The sequence below is a fragment of the Blautia sp. DFI.6.71 genome (assembly GCF_020593585.1).
Classification (GTDB): domain Bacteria; phylum Bacillota; class Clostridia; order Lachnospirales; family Lachnospiraceae; genus Blautia_A; species Blautia_A wexlerae.
The window spans coordinates 42,737-59,862 of record NZ_JAJDMJ010000021.1; the positions used below are offsets into that span (position 1 = coordinate 42,737).

Consider the following 17,126-nt stretch of genomic DNA (forward strand, 5'->3'; position numbering starts at 1 on the left):
CAAAGTGCTCTATTTTTGATAAAATCCATATACTTTTTTGTACATTTTTATCAACCTGTTTATAATATAAACCATTTTTTCAAAAAAAGCACTACCCAAATTTCATTTTCTTGTGTATAATTGAATACAATTTCAGAAAGGAAAAATTATTAACATGATTGTTAAAAAAATGCCCATTTTACAAGGGTTTCCAGACTTTGAGACTGTTAAATTTTTCACCGGAAAATTCTTCCAAAAATACAATTTTACACCTGTTTTTTACGACATTGAAACCACCGGATTATCAAGAAATTCCACGTATTTATACCTGATCGGAGCTGTTGGAATTGAAGATGAAACTTGGAATTTTTATCAATGGATGGCGGAAAATGCAAGTGAAGAAGAGACAATTCTGAGAATTTTTTCACAATTTCTTCAGCAATGTGATTTGCTGATTTCCTACAACGGAGACCGCTTCGACCAGCCATATCTGGAAGCACGATATGAAAAATATGGAATTCCCTCTCCGTTTACAGAAAAACAGTCGCTGGATCTCTACTTGACATTAAAACCGTTAAAGTCACTTTTAAAACTGTCTGCCATGAAGCAGCCCTGCATGGAAGAATTTCTGGGGATCAAAGACAGGATTTATGATAATGGTAAGGAATGCATTAAACTTTACAAAGATTTTCTGAAAAAAAGAGATGCCTTTACAGCTGATGAAATCCTGGGACATAACCTGGAGGATGTGCTGGGACTGGGAAGAATCTTTGATATGCTGGGATATCTTTGCATCTATGATGGAGATTATGAAGTTACATACAGCGAATTTGACGGAGATAACCTGATTCTGAAACTGAAGCTCCCCTGCACACTGCCACAGGAATTTTCCAATGGAAACACCGACTTCTATCTGACAGGAAAAGACGAAGAAATCAATTTAATTATCAAGACAACTGACGGGAAACTGAAACAATACTATGCAGATTATAAGGATTACTATTATCTCCCAGAGGAGGATACGGTTATCCCGAAATCTCTCGGGTCCGGAATTGACAGAAAGCACCGGAAAGCAGCAACCAAAAATACCTGTTACACCTGGTTTACCTGCTCCGATGCCTTCCTCAGTTCTCCCGTACAGCAGAAGCAATATCTGACATATACGCTTTCCTGTCTGATTGGAACTCTAGAGCGTGTCTGAAAAATCATCTGTGATCATACATAAATATCGTCGAAAACAATTTCCAATGGATTGTGAAGAGAAAAAACCCTCTCACTGCTGACCGAGAAAATATAACCGTCAAATTCCATTGTCTCAAAAAAGCATGGCCTTTCTGAGGATTTTCCGAGGACAAACCCATCTGCTGTGGGAACCACTTCAAAAGAATCCAAAGGAAGGCTCATTCCTCTGCCTGTCATTTTCATATAACTTTCTTTTAATGTCCAGAGCGTAAAAAACGCCTTATCTTTGTTCTTCGCAGCCTTGATGTAAGCAAGCTCTGAATGGTAGAAATAATGTTCTGCCACCTCAAGAGGCGCATTGGCATTTTTCTCAATATCGCACCCGACTTCGCAGTCTGACAGCACACCCACAACATAGTCCCCCGCATGAGATACATTAAAAAAAAGGCCATCCACAACCGGCTTTTCATTGTCAGAATATCTCAGGCAGCTTTCCGTAAGCCCATTTTCATCGAGGATTTTTCTGATGATGATCCCTGCACCCAGACTTCTTTTGCGGTCATCAGGCATACGATACCTGATGACCTTTTCTCTTCTTCTGATCCCAACCAGATCCAGAAGCCTTTCATTCTTAAGCGGATCCTCAAAATGATTAATATTGATCCTGTATAATTTCTGCATCTGATCAACAGTTACTTCTTCTGAATATCGATCTTGCTGTCAAACCCTGTAAGGCTGAATACATCGTAAACCTCATCAGAAACATTGATGATCTTAAATCCATCCTTTTGAGCCATTTTTTTGTAGGCTACGATCACCTGACGTAAGCCTGCAGATGAAATATACTCCAGATTTGTAAAATCAAATACCAGACTTGTGATGCTGTCTTCAAGTCCGGACAGAGCCTCCCCTAACTGGGGAGCTGTCTGTGTATCAAGCCATCCGCTGATTTCCATAGTTGCTTTGTTACCTTCTGTTTTTGTGATAATTTCCATTGTAATTTTCCCTCCTGAATCAATCAAAAAATGTAAGTCTGTCAAGTGCTGCAATTGCATTTTCCAGATATCTGTCATCTGTAACCGGCCATTTATAATCCAGCCTGTACAGAACCTGTGCTGTAAAACGATTGCTGTAATCAATGGTATAGATTTCATTTTCATTATGTGAGGTATAGGCGATCAGTCCGGAAACCGCATCAGAATCCTGACCGGTCTTTGCAAATTCCTTCACTGCTGCCTCAAACTCCTCATCTCTTACAATATCAATCCTGAATCCATAGCTGCGCATTGCGTAGATCAGGTCTGCCATATAAATATGATGGCTGTTGCATGCATGGAATACAGTAAATCTCCGGTCGGTCTGAGCCAGTCTCAGAACTGCCAGCGCAGTAGAATCAATCGGTGAGAATTCTGCCACCTCATGCATACCGCCCATAGGGAATTTACCTACAGCCGCATAACCTCTCAGGCTGCGAAGGAATCCATTGGTAATGAAATTAATCTGGAACTCGCCGTCAGAGTTTCGGCTCATCAGATTACCTACCCGGACTACCTTGCCGTCCAGTCCCTCGGAAACTGCTTCCAGAACCGCCCTCTCTGCCAGGAATTTGGTGCGGATATATTCGTTGGTAATATTCTGTCCGATGTACAGATCATTCTCACAGAAAACTCTGGACATTGGCGGAACACCGTCAGAACCTTCTCCCGCAACGGAAACCGTAGAAATCTGGATCAGTCTGCGGCCGTTATTCTTACAGAAATCGATCAGATTTTCCACACCCTGCACATTAATTCTTTCCAGTACATCATCAGCCGCAAAATGCTTTACGCAGGCAGCGCAGTTAATGATGGTGCTGAATTTGTATTCTGAAAATCCTGTTACCTGTTCCTTTGAGGTAATATCCCCATCCACACAGATAATACGGCTTTCAAACAGCTCTTTGTATGGATCATCAAAATAGTACATCAGCATGTTCATCATTCGCTTTTCAGGCGATTCATATTTGCCCTTACGTACAAGACAGTAAACCTTACCGTCATAATTATCAAGGAATGCTTTAAGGACATGGATCCCCAGGAAACCTGTGGCACCTGTGACCATAATATCTCCCAGCTTTTCCTTTGTGATCCGGTCTGCATTTTCTTCTGTATTTGCGCTGATCACATTCTGGATCCTGTTATAGTTATAATCCGAAAATTCATTCTTGCTCTGTGCAGCCTCTGTAACTCCGTCATCATCAACCAGAGCTGCAAGTTCCCGTACAGTAGGATATTTGAAAATATCCGCATATACCAGTGAAATATTCTTTGACAGACACATAACAGCAACCTTGGATGCAGTAAGGGAAGATCCGCCCAGCTCAAAGAAGTTGTCCTCAATCCCTACTCTTTCAATTCCCAGTGCTTTCTCAAAAATCTCACAGAGTGCTCTCTGAGCTGCAGTAACCGGCTCTACATAGCTGGCAGTGTTCGTGGTTACCTCCGGCATTGGCAGTGCTTTTTTATCAATCTTACCGCCCGGTGTCACAGGCATTTCCTCAATGCTGACAAAGAAAGACGGCATCATATAATCCGGGATCAGCGGCTCCAGGAAGGTCTTCAGTTCATCCTCCGGGATGGCTTCTCCTGTATAATAAGCTGTGATATATTTATTTCCACCCTTTTCAATTACTGTAACGGCTGCATTTTTCACCAGCTCATGTTTCAGAAGGGCACCTTCGATCTCACCAAGCTCCACACGATATCCTCTGATCTTCACCTGTGAATCGATCCGGCCTATGTACTCAATATTTCCGTCACCTTTCATGCGGACCATATCACCGGTCCTGTAAAGACGGCTTTCCTGCTCACATACAGCAAATGGATTTTCTACAAACACAGATGCTGTTTTTTCCGGAAGATTATGATATCCTCTGGCAATCTGCCTTCCTGCGTGACAAAGTTCGCCGGACGCACCCACCGGAAGCCGGTTCAGATTCTCATCCACAATGTAGCTGCGCACATTCCGCTGTGATTTTCCGATCGGGATGTTGTCATACTGTCTGTCTACCAAAAACTCTGTGGAAGAAACCGTATTCTCTGTAGGACCGTAGCCATTGATCATCTGATAGGTACGGTTACGGTAATGCTTGAATTTCTCGCCGCCAAGTGTCACAAATTTAAGAGCAGGTGCATCCTCCAGAAGTTCTGTAACCAGTTCTCCCATCTGGGTAGGGAAGGTTACGGTGGTGATCTCTTTTTCCTTTATATATCTGCTTATGGCAATGGCGTCCTTACGGATACTCTCCGGTAAAATATACAGGACTGCTCCTGCGGTAAGAGGTGCAAACAGATCGATCACTGACGCATCGAAACAGAAGCTCGCAAACTCTGCCACAATGTCATCCGGTGAAGTATTTCTGCTCAGTGTGATATATTCGATCAGGTTCAACAGATTTCTGTGCTCGATCATAACACCCTTTGGCTTTCCTGTGGAGCCTGAGGTATAGATCATATAGGCAAGGTTCTCCGGTTTCGGAGAAATAAGCTCTGCAGAAAGTTCAAAATCCTCAGCCTCATCTGACACACTGTCCAGACTGATCACATTTCCGTCATAAAATTCCACAAGATTCTGATACTGATCGATCACAAGGAGATTTCTTGCTCCTGAATCCTTCAGCATATATTCAATTCTGCTCTGTGGATACTCCGGATCCAGAGGAACATAGGCTCCGCCGGCCTTCATAACACCCACATAGGCTACTGTATATTCCTTTGTCCTGCCACACAGGATACCTGCAGCCTGTTCCGGGCCAAATCCGTTTTCCGTAAGCTTCTGAGCAATATAATCAGACATTCTGTCCAACTCTCTGTAGGTAAAATCTCCGGAGTCATCCCGCACTGCCGGTCTGTCCGGATATCTGGCAGCCATCTCCTTAAACAGATCTATGAAGGTCTTTCCTGCATGTTCCGGAATATCCTCCATCTGAGTTTTTTCCTCAAACATCAGCCGGATATCAGCCGGATCGCATTCCCTTAAGATTCCCTCTGCAGTGGTTTCCAGATTGTCAGCCAGATACCGGATAGTTTCCTCATGGTACATATCCCCTCTGTACTCAATCTCAAAGACAAATCTGTTCTTTTCAATGGAAATGCTGACAGAAACCGGTGCCTTTGCCATGTTCAGGCTGACAGGCTCCTCCTGTGCATATTCCCCGCCAATGGTGTCAAAAGCAAAATTGTCGCCCTGGTAAATAACCATGGCATCTGCCTTAATATCAAACTCATGGCTGATCTGTGAGAAAGGATAAATATCGTTGTTCATGGAATCGATCAGCTGTTTCTGTACACCGCTTAAGCAATCTTTAGCTGTTCCTGAGAAATCGCAGAAAACAGGGAGTGTTTTTACCAGCATACCCACTGTTTCCGAAAGTCTGGAATCGTTTCTTCCATGGTAAATAGTGGTAAATACAGCATCCTTTTTGAAATTATATTTTCCAAGTGTGATACCAAAAGCGGAAATGAAGAATACATTCTCCGTAATTCCATGCTTTTTACAGAATTCCTTCACATCCTGCACGGAAATGGATCTGGTCTCTCTGTGGTAAAGTTCTGCTGTTGGAGCCGCACCGTTTTTGTCCGGATAGAAGCTGATGCTTCCACCTGCATGTTCAAATACTGACTTATAATAATTCTCTGCATTTTTATAGATATCACCTGCCAGGGCATCTCTGTTATCCAGTGCCAGATCATAGGAAGTATAACCTTCCGGTTCCAGCTTCTCACCGCTGTAAGCTCTGTTAATATCATTAATTATAATAGCCAGAGATGTACCATCGGCAACAATGTGGTGAAGGTCCAGGAACAGATAATTGCCATCACAGGTTCTGTAGATTTCAAACCGGAAAAGCTGTTCATTAAACAACATATATGGACGTACCAGAGTGTCTCTGTTCATTCCGTTTAAAATCGGTGTTTTATAACTGAGCCCATCGTTTCGTTTCTGAAGTACATTTCCGTTGTCATCCATAAACAGACGGGTTTTCAGATAAGGATGCGCCTCAACAGTACTGTCAATGGCTTCTGCCAGTCTGTCCAGATCCACCTTGTTATCAAGCTTTAACAGATACGGGATATTGTAAATGGTAGAACCCATATTTGCAGTACACTCAATGAAAATCCCCTCCTGAGTGTTGGTAAGAGGATAACTTTCCTGTACTTCCCTTTTGCTTTCTTTTCCCGCAGTTTTTACAAATTCCTCCATCATTCGGATAGTAGGATGATTCTTAATATCTGAAGTTTTGATCACAATGTCAAAGGCTTTGGAGATCAGGATATTCAGCTTAATGGCAGTGATGGATGTCAGACCTGCCTCATAAATATCTGTGGTAATCCCAAAATCCGTATACCCCAGAACCTCTGCGATACAGTCAAATAATATCTGCTGAACCTCATTCTCAGGCTTAATGATCTCCGCTGCTTTTTTCTCAGGCAGAGGAAGAGCCTTTTTATTTACCTTCTGGTTCTGGTTCAGAGGAATTTTGTCAATCTGCATGGTAACTGCAGGTACCATATAGGCAGGCTTTGTCTCTTTAATAAAATCATTCAGAGCATTGATATCAACAGTGCTGTCCGATACCACATAGGCAGCAATATATTTTCCACCATTTGGATCATCAAAGGCAACTACAGTGGCATCCCTGATACCCTCATATCTGCGGATCACTTCCTCAACCTCAGAAAGCTCAATCCTGAAACCTCTGATCTTAACCTGGGAATCCTTTCTGCCAATGATCTGGATATTTCCATCCGGAAGAAATCTTGCCACATCACCTGAATGATACATCACTTCGTATCCCGGTGTATCATCATAAAGATTCTTTGTATAGACCTCGGCAGTTTTTTCCGGCTTGTTAAGATATCCTCTGGAAACCTGCCAGCCGGTGATCATCAGCTCTCCGCATGCACCGGGAGGAAGCATATGCCCCAGCTTGTCTGTAATATAAAGCTTCACATTGTCAAGTGCTTTTCCGATCGGGACATTTGGATAATATTTGTCCACTTCAAATACAGTCGTAAAAATAGTCGCCTCTGTAGGTCCATAAGCATTGATAAACTTATAATCTTTTGGCGGCTCACATGGAACCAGTTTCTCTCCTCCTACAGAAAGATATCTCAGGCTCTTACAATCCATCTCCAGCGCAAACTGCCTTCCTACCTGAGTAGTCATAAAGGAATGCGTGATGCCATTTTCCTCAAAATAGCGCTGCAGTCCAATGAAATCCAGACGGATCTCCTCCGGAATAATGTGAAGCTGTGCACCGTTTGCGATAGCACCGTAAATATCCATCATGCAGGCATCAAAACCAAAGGAAGCATATGCAGCTACCCTGGAATCCGAATCTATGCCATAATACCTCTTGAACCAGTGACAGAAAGCAGTAATATTTCCATATTCCAGCATACAGCCCTTTGGCACACCTGTGGAACCGGAAGTATACAAAAGGATAAACAGATCATGCAGCTGCGGCTTCTTAAGCACAACATCCCTATCCTCCAGCTGCCAGATCTGATCTGTAAACAGCACCGGTCCTTTATATCCGTCTACCAGAGGAAGAAGCTCTCTGTCAGCAATGAGAAGCTTTGCAGAGGAATCCTCCATCATATACATCAGGCGGTCCCTGGGATAGGTTGGATCCAGAGGCTGGTAAGCTGCACCTGCCTTTATCACGCCCATCGGCGCGATCGCCATATATTCACATCGGGGGATCAGAATGGAAACAACATCCTCACTGCCGATTCCCTGGGATGCGATATATTTTCCAAGTCTGTCGCTGATCTCATCCAGTTCTCTGTAAGTATATTTTTTATCCTTAAATACCACAGCCGTATGGTCAGGAATGGTCTGTACCAGCTCCTCAAACATATCAGCGATGGTCTTACTTCTGTCATATTCGCAGGCAGTATTATTAAATTCCGCAATTTTGTCCGCTCCATTTCTGGAAAGAACAGAAACTTCCGAAATATATTTTGCTTTCAGCAAGGAATCCATAGCTGCCTCATAAGATTCCAATATTCCACGTACAAAGGCTTCACTGTACATGTCACTGCGGTATTCTGCAGTAAGCACATATTTATGATCGTATTCTCTTACCTGGATCAGCAGAGGCATCTTTGACATATCCGGAGAAAGGTCATGACCCCTGGCAACGGTATCCCCGATCGGGAAATCATCCCCAAGCTCTGCCTGATATGCAAATACCAGATCAGAATTAATCCCGTACTTTGCACAGATATCAGAGAACGGAAAAATATCATTTGCCATGGAAGACAGAATCTGCTCAGAGAGCTCTGTCATATAGGCCTGTATGGTGACTTTCGGATCACAGGAACAGTAAACCGGCAGAGTCTTTACAAGCATGCAGACTGTATTCTCCAGTCTGGAATCATTTCTTCCATTATAAATAGTTGCAAAAAGACTCTCCTCGGAATTGGAATATCTGCTCATGAGAATGCCGAATACACCTGTAAACAGAATGTTTGGAGTAACCCCCAGCTTCTCGCAGGCAGAAAGTACCAGAGACTCTCCGGTGTCCACAGGCATCGACAGATATCCTCTCTCAGGAGTCTTTCCTGAGCAGTCAGGAAGAGGCAGGGATTCTGTCTCAATTCCCTCGAAAATACTGTCATAATATTTCTCGGCCTTCTTATATTTTCCCTCTTTCATCTGCTGTTCTTCATCAAGGGCAGCATCAAAGCCTGTGTAGGATTCTTTCTCCAATTTCTCACCCAGATAGGCCCGATCAATATCCTCAAAAATAATATCATAGGAATTACCATCTGCCAGGATATGGTGGAAATCTGTAAAAAGATATTTCCTGTCTTCTGTCACATAAATCCCCGCCCGGAACAGCCGTCCCTTTTCCAGCTTAAAGGGACGCACCAGCTCATCTTTCATCTTTTCAAACTGCTCATTTGTGGTCTGTACCACCTCTGGTACAAAGGCTTCCTCACAAGGCTTCTGCACCATCTCTCCGCTGTCACTTAAATAAACCTTTGTCAGCAGATACGGATGTGCAGCGATCATCTGAGAAATGGCATCTGACAGCTTCTGAACGTCAACAGAGCTTTCCAGTTCAAACAGGAACGGAATATTGTATACCGTACTCTCAGGATTCTTCATGCACTCTGCAAAAATACCCTTCTGGGAGCCGGTAAGAGGGTAAACTTCTCTCTTTTCATAGGTTCTGATCTTCGGTGCAAGCATCACATATTTTTCCAGTTTCTCCACCGTATTGTTTTCGTGGATATCACTGGTTTTCACAGTCACTCCGAATTCCTCTGAAATCAGAATACAAAGCTTCATGGCACTGATAGAAGACAGCCCCGCCCTGTAAAAACTTGTGTCAGTTCCAAAAAAATCATTCTCCACAACGTCTGCAACGATTTCAAAAATCTTCTTCTGCATAGGAGTCTGGGGTTCTTTCAGATTCTTTGGCTGTGCAGCCGGCTTTGGCAGTGCTTTCTTATCAATTTTACCATTCTGTGTCACAGGCATCTTTTCCAGTTGGACAAAAACCTCAGGAACCATATAATGAGCCAGGGACTCTGATGCATAGGCAGAAAGCTCCTCTGTATTGATCTGGCGGTCAGCCATAAAATAGCAGCAGAGGAATTTGTTATCTACAGGCAGAGTAATGCTGGTAATGATTCCCTCATAGGAATTGATCACTTCCTCGATCTCACCAAGCTCAATCCTCAGACCGCGAAGCTTGATCTGATTGTCTATTCTTCCGAAAAATTCAATCTCACCCTCAGGGCTGATCCTTGCAAGGTCACCGGTCTTATAAGCTCTCTCGCCGTTAAGATCAATGAATACAGCCTCTGTTTTATCCGGCAGATTCATATAACCTCTGCCAACGCCCAGTCCTGCGATCACAAGCTCTCCGGTCTCTCCGTCCGGAAGGATCTTATTCTCTTTATCTACAATATATACCTTCACATTACCGTTAGGCGTACCAATGGTAATGTTTCTGCTGTCCGTAATTACCTTCATGGTACAGCTGATGGTAGTTTCCGTAGGTCCATAACCATTCATAATGTAAGCATCCGGGTTTACTCTGCGAATCTTGTCATACAGAGCCGGAGGAAAAGCCTCTGCACCTACATCAAACACCTTAATCTGAGAAACTGCTTTTTCAAGCTGGGGCAGATCGATCATATTGGACAGGTAAGTAGGAGTTGTGGTCATAATATCCACTTTATTTCTGACGATCAGCTCACCCAGCATAAGAGGATTCAGAATCTCCTCATCAGAGGCGATCACCGCAGTCATCCCGTTGGTAAGTGGCAGAAATTCCTCCAGAACAGACACATCAAAGGTCATGGCTGCCATGGAAAGAGAAACCGATCCCCTGCTGACATAACCATAAGTTTCCGCATTTTTCGGATCCGGATTTACAAAATTGGCAAGGTTGATATGTTCGATCAGCACACCCTTGGGCTTGCCTGTGGAACCAGAAGTATAGATACAATAACAAAGATCATGCTCCCCGATCTTTACCTGAGGATTCTCTGTATTCTCATTCTCCAGAAGTTCCTCGATCAGAAGTACTGTACAGGGAAGCTTAGCAAACAGTTCCCTTCGTTCCTCTGCGATCTCCTTTGTTGTGATAATAAAAGGAGCTCCTGAATCCTCAAAAATATACCGGATCCTGTCATCAGGATAATCCGGTGTGGCAACTGCAAATGCGCCTCCTGCCTTCAGGATACCCTGTCGCACTGCATAGAAATCACAGCATCTCTCAAGAACCACACCTACGATGGTCTCCCGTCTGACACCTTTTTCCACAAGTGCATTGGCAATCCTGTTAGCCCGTTCGTTGAGCTGTGCATAGGTGAAGCTCTCTTTGCCGGAGACAACTGCACATTTCTCTGGATGAAGCTTCACCTGTTCCTCGAACAATTCTGTTACCGGCCGAAACTCAAAAACAAAATTGTTCCTTTCATTAATATTTTTCATTTTCATGTACCTCCTAAAAAGATATTATGGTATTATTCATATCAATCGCACGAATATAATCCATGGATTTTGATACCTTCTTGACAAGTTCAATCCCATGTATATCAAAGTCTTCACTGTCATACTGATATTCCAGAGGGTTGAAATTTACACCGTTATCTCTGATCCTCAGTCTGCAGAGATCATCCTCCAGACAGAGGTTAATGTCGATCCAGTTGGAGGTTTTTCCCCCGAATCGTATAATATTTACAGTCATTTCCTCCGCACACACTGCGGCAAGATTTGCCTTGCTTTTAGAAGCTCCCTGTTCCTGGCAGAACTCTATGATCCTCTTATGAACCGTTTGTGCTTCCTCCATGGTACTCTTAATGGAAAAATCCAGATTAATCCCCGGATTTTTGTCAGGAACAATATAAAAGCTTGTATTCTTATGCCTGATTTTTCTGAAAATACAGGCTGCAACTGCAGTTATGATCTCAGTGGCAACAAATCCTGCTGCAATTCCGTCGATACCGATCCCGTCAATCTGTTTCCATACAAGGATTCCCACCAGGGTTGCAGGCAGAACTACCACCGCATTCTCCAGAAATGTGGCAAAACTTGCAATGACTGTCTCCTCAATGGACTCGTAATAGCTGATAATAAACTTATTCCACAGATAAGGTGCCACACACAAAGCAAAGATGCGCAGCGCCTGGACCATATGGCTGCCCAGCTCGCCACCGCCGCTTCCGAACATGACAGTGATTTCCTCGGTAAACAGCATAATAAGGACAAAGATCACAGCCAGCAGGATGTAACTGTATTTCAGCATCTTTTTACAGAGAACCCGGATTCCCACGTAGTCCTTCTCTCCAAAAAGGATTCCTGCCACATTGGGGATCACACCGATGATTCCGCCTGTAAGCATCTCGACGATCAGCAGCACATTGTCACAGACAGTAAATACTGCCATACCTTCCTCGCCCAGCTGGTTCATGATAATGGTATTCAGTCCAAGCGCCTTTACAAAATTAGCTGCCATAAAGATCAGCATTGGCACGCCTGTGATGATTGCTTCCTTTGTGATTCCAAGTTCGCCCGGCTTTAGCAGGATCAGATGAAGGTTTCGCTTATCAGAGCGGATATAAAGCACAAAAATTCCCATTGCAAACAGGAAACCAAGAACAGTTGATAAGGATGCACCTGTAATTCCCAGCGGAGTATATCTGAGGAATATATAGTCCAGCACAAGATTGATCACATTGGCTGCGATAAGGTAGGCTGATGCCAGCTCCGGATGATTCTCCACTCCAAGGTAATTGACCATCATCAGTCCAATTCCGATCACCGGTGCCCCCAGCATACTTACACGTATGTAATCTCTGGTATAACCGGTCAGGACACCGTCACCTGATACCAGAAGTCTGGCAACAGGTTCTGCTGCAGGAAGGGCGCAGATTGAAAAAATGATTCCCACCACAAGTGCTACTATAAATGTGGCAGAAAACAATTTCGATGCCCCTTCTTTGTCTCGTTTGCCAAGCATGTTTCCCACTGCTATGGAACCGCCGATACCAAGGCAGTAACCCGTAAGCTGAACAAGCGTCTCTACAGGCAGGCTCAGGGTAACTGCAGACATTGCCTCCACACCTATCAGATTACTTACAAATATCGTATCCACAATATTCCCCAGCTGAAGTGCCAGAGACATCATAATCCCCGGAACAATATACTTGTTCAGCTTCGCATTCAGCAGTCTGTTATTTCTCTCTTCCATCGCTTCCTCTCCTTTGTTTTCAGTTTTTTCAAAATATTGTGTCGTAAAACTGTAAGATATTTAAATTTTACCATTTAGTGCGATAAATGGCAAGTTAATAAAGAATGGGAGAAAGCAAATAAATATTGCTATTTACTGTAACCTGATTCCCCATATTTTACAGTCTCTGGTGCCTACAACCGCATAGTTATCGTAGACAGCCGGGGAAGCCTCTATCACGCCCTCGCTGACAGATAATACATCTTCCTGTTTACCTGTTTTACCATCAAGAAGGCGGATATCACCTGTACTGTTGCAATAAAGAACCTTTCCTGATCCGTCTTTGTTATAAACGCACACCGGAGAAGACCAGGCATATGAGGAAGAATCCTCCCATGCTTTAGATCCGTCAGATTTTCTCAGACAGGCAAGAACTCCGGATGCATTGTCAGAGGTCTTTGCCACTGTCACATATATATAATCGGCAAGGCTGTTCTTTCCACAGGCAATCGTAGACTGAACTCCACCGGAAACACCGTCATCAGTAGTACATTCATAATCTGTATGCCACACGATCTCACCGGTTTCTGCATCAATCTTCCAGACAGGGACAGTGGCTGTGTCATAACTTCTCCATCCAAGGCGGAAGGAAGTACTTACATACAGATACAGATGTCCTTTTTCGATTTCCAGAACAGGCGTTGAATTAGAATCATCCAATGTATCCTGAACCCATACCAGCTGAAGAGTGTTCAGATCCAGACACATAAGATTTCCCCCATTATCGGTCATAAATATATAGCCTTTATAGATTGCCGCACTGTCTTCCATTCCAAGCCAGAAAGACTCTGTACTGCTTCTTGTTCCATAGTAGCGCCATTTTACAGTTCTGCCCGGATCAATGGATAAAGTCCCACTGTTCAGATCATATTTTGTATTCAGCCTGATCAGATACAGGATTCCGTTCTCTCCCGGATAGATCAGGGTATCTGTCTCTGCATCCACAAGTGCTGATCCGTCAAAAAAGCTCAGACTTCCTCTGAGTGAAAACTCATCATTGTCTCCAAAAGTATACATAACACTACAATCCAGCAAGTTTACTACAAATACCTTTGCAGTTCCTTCGTTGCTGTTATATCCGGCGCCAACATACATAATCGGATATCCTCTCGGATCAAGGGCACCCGCACCCTTAAAAGTATATCCCAGATATAATGGGTCACGTGTCTTTTCTCCCGTTCTCAAATCCAGAAAATACACATACCCATCCATACAGGCATAAATCACCTCAACCAGTTCATCATCTGCCTTTGCTTTCTCTGTCATATTCATATGTGCTTTAACTTCTTTGGGCCATTTCATCATAAGCGGCTGTCCTGTCCAGCCACTTCCTGTCCAGACTGCGCTGCCCGAAGAAAGAGAACCTGTATCTGCAGACCACAGTTTGTCCAGCCTGAAATCAGTCATATCTGCATAACCATGGGAAGGAGCATCGCGAAAACTGTTTCCGCGGAATGTGACGATCCCATCCACCTCAATATTAGTATAGCTGATCAGATTTTCCGGTTTTGTAGAATCCACACAATGAGGCTGAAAATTAATCTCTTTAGTCTCTTTCCTCCTAAAAAATATATCCTGTGAACTTCATCTTCTGCCTGGCTGTATCCGGCACATCGATCAGCCCAAAGCGGTAGAACATTCCATAGATATAACTCACTCCGCGGATGTCGCCCAGAGCTTTGGGTCTGTCAACCACAGTTCCCACCTTCTTTATGTTTCTCAATGCCAGCAGCACTGAACTTAACGCCAGACTCTTACTGTTCTCCCTACGGTCGATCCACAACTCCCTTGTGTAGTCTCCATTCCGACCCTTTCTTACTTCATAAGTGAACGGAAGCCCTGTATAGGTTTTGAAACTCTCACCTGCATAGAGTAAAATAACCTCCCACAGATACTTCTCGTCCAGTGTTTCTCTCAGCTTCTCTACTGCCTGATATCCTTGTCTTTGCTGCATCTCTGATCTTTCCTGCATTCCTTCCTTTTGATCTCACTCCTACTCTTTCGATTTGCACTTACAACTTGTCAGCACGCCCCAATTTATCTTCCTGATTCGGACAGATATATTTATACTCATTTCTGTTTATACTCATTTCTGAGCAACGCAATTTCATGAGTCCATCCCTCATCATCATTTGGTGTCTCCAGAATAAACGGAATTCCCTCTGTGGCAGGATGATTGATCACGCGGACAAGTGCCTCCAGTCCTATTTCACCTTCTCCGATTCTGGCATGGCGGTCCTTATGGCTGCCAAGGGGATTCATGCTGTCATTTAAATGGATGGCTTTTAGTCTGTCCAGACCTATTATCCGGTCAAATTCTTCAAATACGCTGTCAAGATCGTTTACAATATCATATCCACCATCCCAGACATGACAGGTATCCAGGCAAACACCTAATTTATCTTTTAACTCCACCCTGTCAATGATCTGACGAAGTTCTTCGAAATTTCTTCCTACTTCTGTGCCCTTTCCTGACATAGTTTCCAGAAGTACAATCGTACTCTGATCTTTTGTCAGCACTTCATTGAGAATTTCTGCAATTTTACTGATTCCTACTTCTGCACCCTGTCCTACATGACTGCCCGGATGAAAATTGTAATAATTTCCCGGTGTCATTTCCAGACGTCTCAGATCATCTGCCATGATTTCCCTGGCAAAATCCCTGAGGTTTTCTTTGGCAGCACAGCAGTTCATAGTGTAAGGCGCATGAGCCACCAGCTTTCCAAAATGATTCTCCTCTGCCAGCTGCCCAAATGCCTGCACATCCTGCGGATCAATGTCTTTGGCTTTCCCTCCTCTTGGATTTCTGGTAAAAAATGCAAATGTGTTACCGCCATTTGCCAGCATCTGCTTCCCCATTGCAAGGTAGCCCCGGGATGAGCTTGTGTGATTTCCTATATATAACATCTTTTTACTCCTCTTCTGTCGTATTTTCACAGTACCAGTTTATAGTAATCCTTTTATCATACATTATGGATTTTCTCAAGATTATCTTTTTCATATCTGCATTATAGCATTTTAACAGATTTTGTTAAACATTTTTACTGTTATAAACAATTTTACGTCAAAAAGGCATTGCTGTGAACGGAGTCAATTGTTCCAAAATTTTTCAGGTTGCGCTTATGAACTATCTTCATGTCAGCGAAAACAATAAATAGGCGCACAAATGAAAGCCGCCCCTGCTGATAGCAGGGACGGTTTTCAAAATGCTTCACAAAAACTGTTAAGTTTTGAACGTGACCTTCCTGAAATCGCAATTCAAGATGACTTGTCAGTTTTTCATCTGGTCCTGCCCTTTACTTTCCATGTACCAACCTTAACATCCTATTCCCCAACAAAGACCCCAGCATACATCCCAAACTATTATGAATAATATCGTCAAACTCAAACAACCCTCTGCAAAGCAGCAGCTGACTAATCTCGATAGCAGATGATACCGCAATTCCCACAAGCAATCCCATCCACCATTTCAGTTTTCTGCCTGTCACCCCCGGCAATAAAATCCCTGCCGGAAAAAGTAGCAGAATATTCAACAGATTCTCCTGCAGTAAACCATCTCCCGTAGTACTTCCCAGTCTGCCACATGTACCAATCCCCAGGATTTCCTTCCATGACCAGAATACCTCCGGCTGATACTGCCTGATCCCCGGAGTCCTCGTAAAAACAGTAGAACCAAATACAATTGAAAGAAACGTCAGAAGCAACAGTCCACAGACTGCCTGAATGATCACTATTTTATGCAGCCTTAATAATACTGCTGCCAGAAAAACGGCCATCAGGAAAACCACTGCAAAAGCAATAATTTCCCTGATCGTCCAGCTTCGATTATGTGTAATAATAATCTGATAAATGTCCACTATCTATCTCTCCCCATCTCATGAATCCTGATTTTAACTGCCTGTCAATCGGATATTCGCAGTTTATCAGAAGGAGCTTACAATCCTCCTGATACAAGCAAGTTCCCACCCACTGCTTATCGCTTTTTGCAACCTCCGCAGAGGACTTACCTGATTCGGTTATATTTTCATTTACAATGAATTATACCAAAACTACCTGATTCTTACAAAGCACTTTTATCAATATCCTTCATATAAATCCCCGGGTATTTCATGGGTCGAGTAGACGCACCCCTTGCGGTCGTACGCCCCTCACAGAATCCGGACTTGCG

General features: G+C 43.5%; 9 protein-coding genes. 1 reads left to right on the forward strand and 8 read right to left on the reverse strand.

Going from position 1 to position 17,126, the window contains the following annotated elements; genetic code table 11:
- Positions 1 to 154 precede the first annotated feature (154 nt).
- Entirely contained in the window at positions 155 to 1,180 is a 1,026-nt protein-coding gene (locus LJE12_RS10625; protein WP_227226935.1) for a ribonuclease H-like domain-containing protein, read from the forward strand.
- 14 nt (positions 1,181 to 1,194) lie between these two features.
- Here LJE12_RS10625 and LJE12_RS10630 read toward each other — a convergent pair whose 3' ends face one another.
- The 8 genes from LJE12_RS10630 to LJE12_RS10665 all read right to left on the reverse strand — a co-directional run bounded on the left by LJE12_RS10630 (position 1,195) and on the right by LJE12_RS10665 (position 16,815).
- Positions 1,195 to 1,842, reverse strand: a complete 648-nt coding sequence (locus tag LJE12_RS10630) for a 4'-phosphopantetheinyl transferase family protein (RefSeq protein WP_227226936.1) — start codon at positions 1,840 to 1,842, stop codon at positions 1,195 to 1,197.
- Between the two features lie 11 nt (positions 1,843 to 1,853).
- Positions 1,854 to 2,156, reverse strand: coding sequence for an STAS domain-containing protein (locus tag LJE12_RS10635; RefSeq protein ID WP_008704342.1), 303 nt, complete (start codon positions 2,154 to 2,156; stop codon positions 1,854 to 1,856).
- A 19-nt stretch (positions 2,157 to 2,175) separates the two neighbouring features.
- Positions 2,176 to 11,160: a non-ribosomal peptide synthetase gene (locus LJE12_RS10640; protein ID WP_227226937.1), complete on the reverse strand. Its 8,985-nt coding sequence runs from the start codon at positions 11,158 to 11,160 to the stop codon at positions 2,176 to 2,178.
- A gap of 13 nt (positions 11,161 to 11,173) precedes the next feature.
- Complete coding sequence (locus LJE12_RS10645; protein ID WP_022380987.1) at positions 11,174 to 12,919, reverse strand: MATE family efflux transporter; 1,746 nt, start codon at positions 12,917 to 12,919, stop codon at positions 11,174 to 11,176.
- A gap of 132 nt (positions 12,920 to 13,051) precedes the next feature.
- Positions 13,052 to 14,479 carry an outer membrane protein assembly factor BamB family protein gene (locus tag LJE12_RS10650; RefSeq protein WP_227194672.1) on the reverse strand — a complete coding sequence of 476 codons (1,428 nt, stop codon included), beginning with the start codon at positions 14,477 to 14,479 and terminating at the stop codon, positions 13,052 to 13,054.
- A 40-nt stretch (positions 14,480 to 14,519) separates the two neighbouring features.
- On the reverse strand, positions 14,520 to 14,912 hold the full coding sequence (locus LJE12_RS10655) for a hypothetical protein (RefSeq protein WP_227194671.1): 393 nt from the start codon (positions 14,910 to 14,912) through the stop codon (positions 14,520 to 14,522).
- Positions 14,913 to 15,028: 116 nt separating this feature from the next.
- Positions 15,029 to 15,865, reverse strand: coding sequence for a deoxyribonuclease IV (locus LJE12_RS10660; protein ID WP_008704353.1), 837 nt, complete (start codon positions 15,863 to 15,865; stop codon positions 15,029 to 15,031).
- A gap of 389 nt (positions 15,866 to 16,254) precedes the next feature.
- Positions 16,255 to 16,815, reverse strand: coding sequence for a VanZ family protein (locus LJE12_RS10665; protein WP_055058655.1), 561 nt, complete (start codon positions 16,813 to 16,815; stop codon positions 16,255 to 16,257).
- Positions 16,816 to 17,126: the final 311 nt, after the last annotated feature.

Coding starts and splice junctions, on each gene's coding strand:
- LJE12_RS10625 (WP_227226935.1), top strand. CDS start 155: ATGATTGTTAAAAAAATGCCCATTTTACAAGGGTTTCCAGACTTTGAG.
- LJE12_RS10630 (WP_227226936.1), bottom strand. CDS start 1,842: ATGCAGAAATTATACAGGATCAATATTAATCATTTTGAGGATCCGCTT.
- LJE12_RS10635 (WP_008704342.1), bottom strand. CDS start 2,156: ATGGAAATTATCACAAAAACAGAAGGTAACAAAGCAACTATGGAAATC.
- LJE12_RS10640 (WP_227226937.1), bottom strand. CDS start 11,160: ATGAAAAATATTAATGAAAGGAACAATTTTGTTTTTGAGTTTCGGCCG.
- LJE12_RS10645 (WP_022380987.1), bottom strand. CDS start 12,919: ATGGAAGAGAGAAATAACAGACTGCTGAATGCGAAGCTGAACAAGTAT.
- LJE12_RS10655 (WP_227194671.1), bottom strand. CDS start 14,912: ATGCAGCAAAGACAAGGATATCAGGCAGTAGAGAAGCTGAGAGAAACA.
- LJE12_RS10660 (WP_008704353.1), bottom strand. CDS start 15,865: ATGTTATATATAGGAAATCACACAAGCTCATCCCGGGGCTACCTTGCA.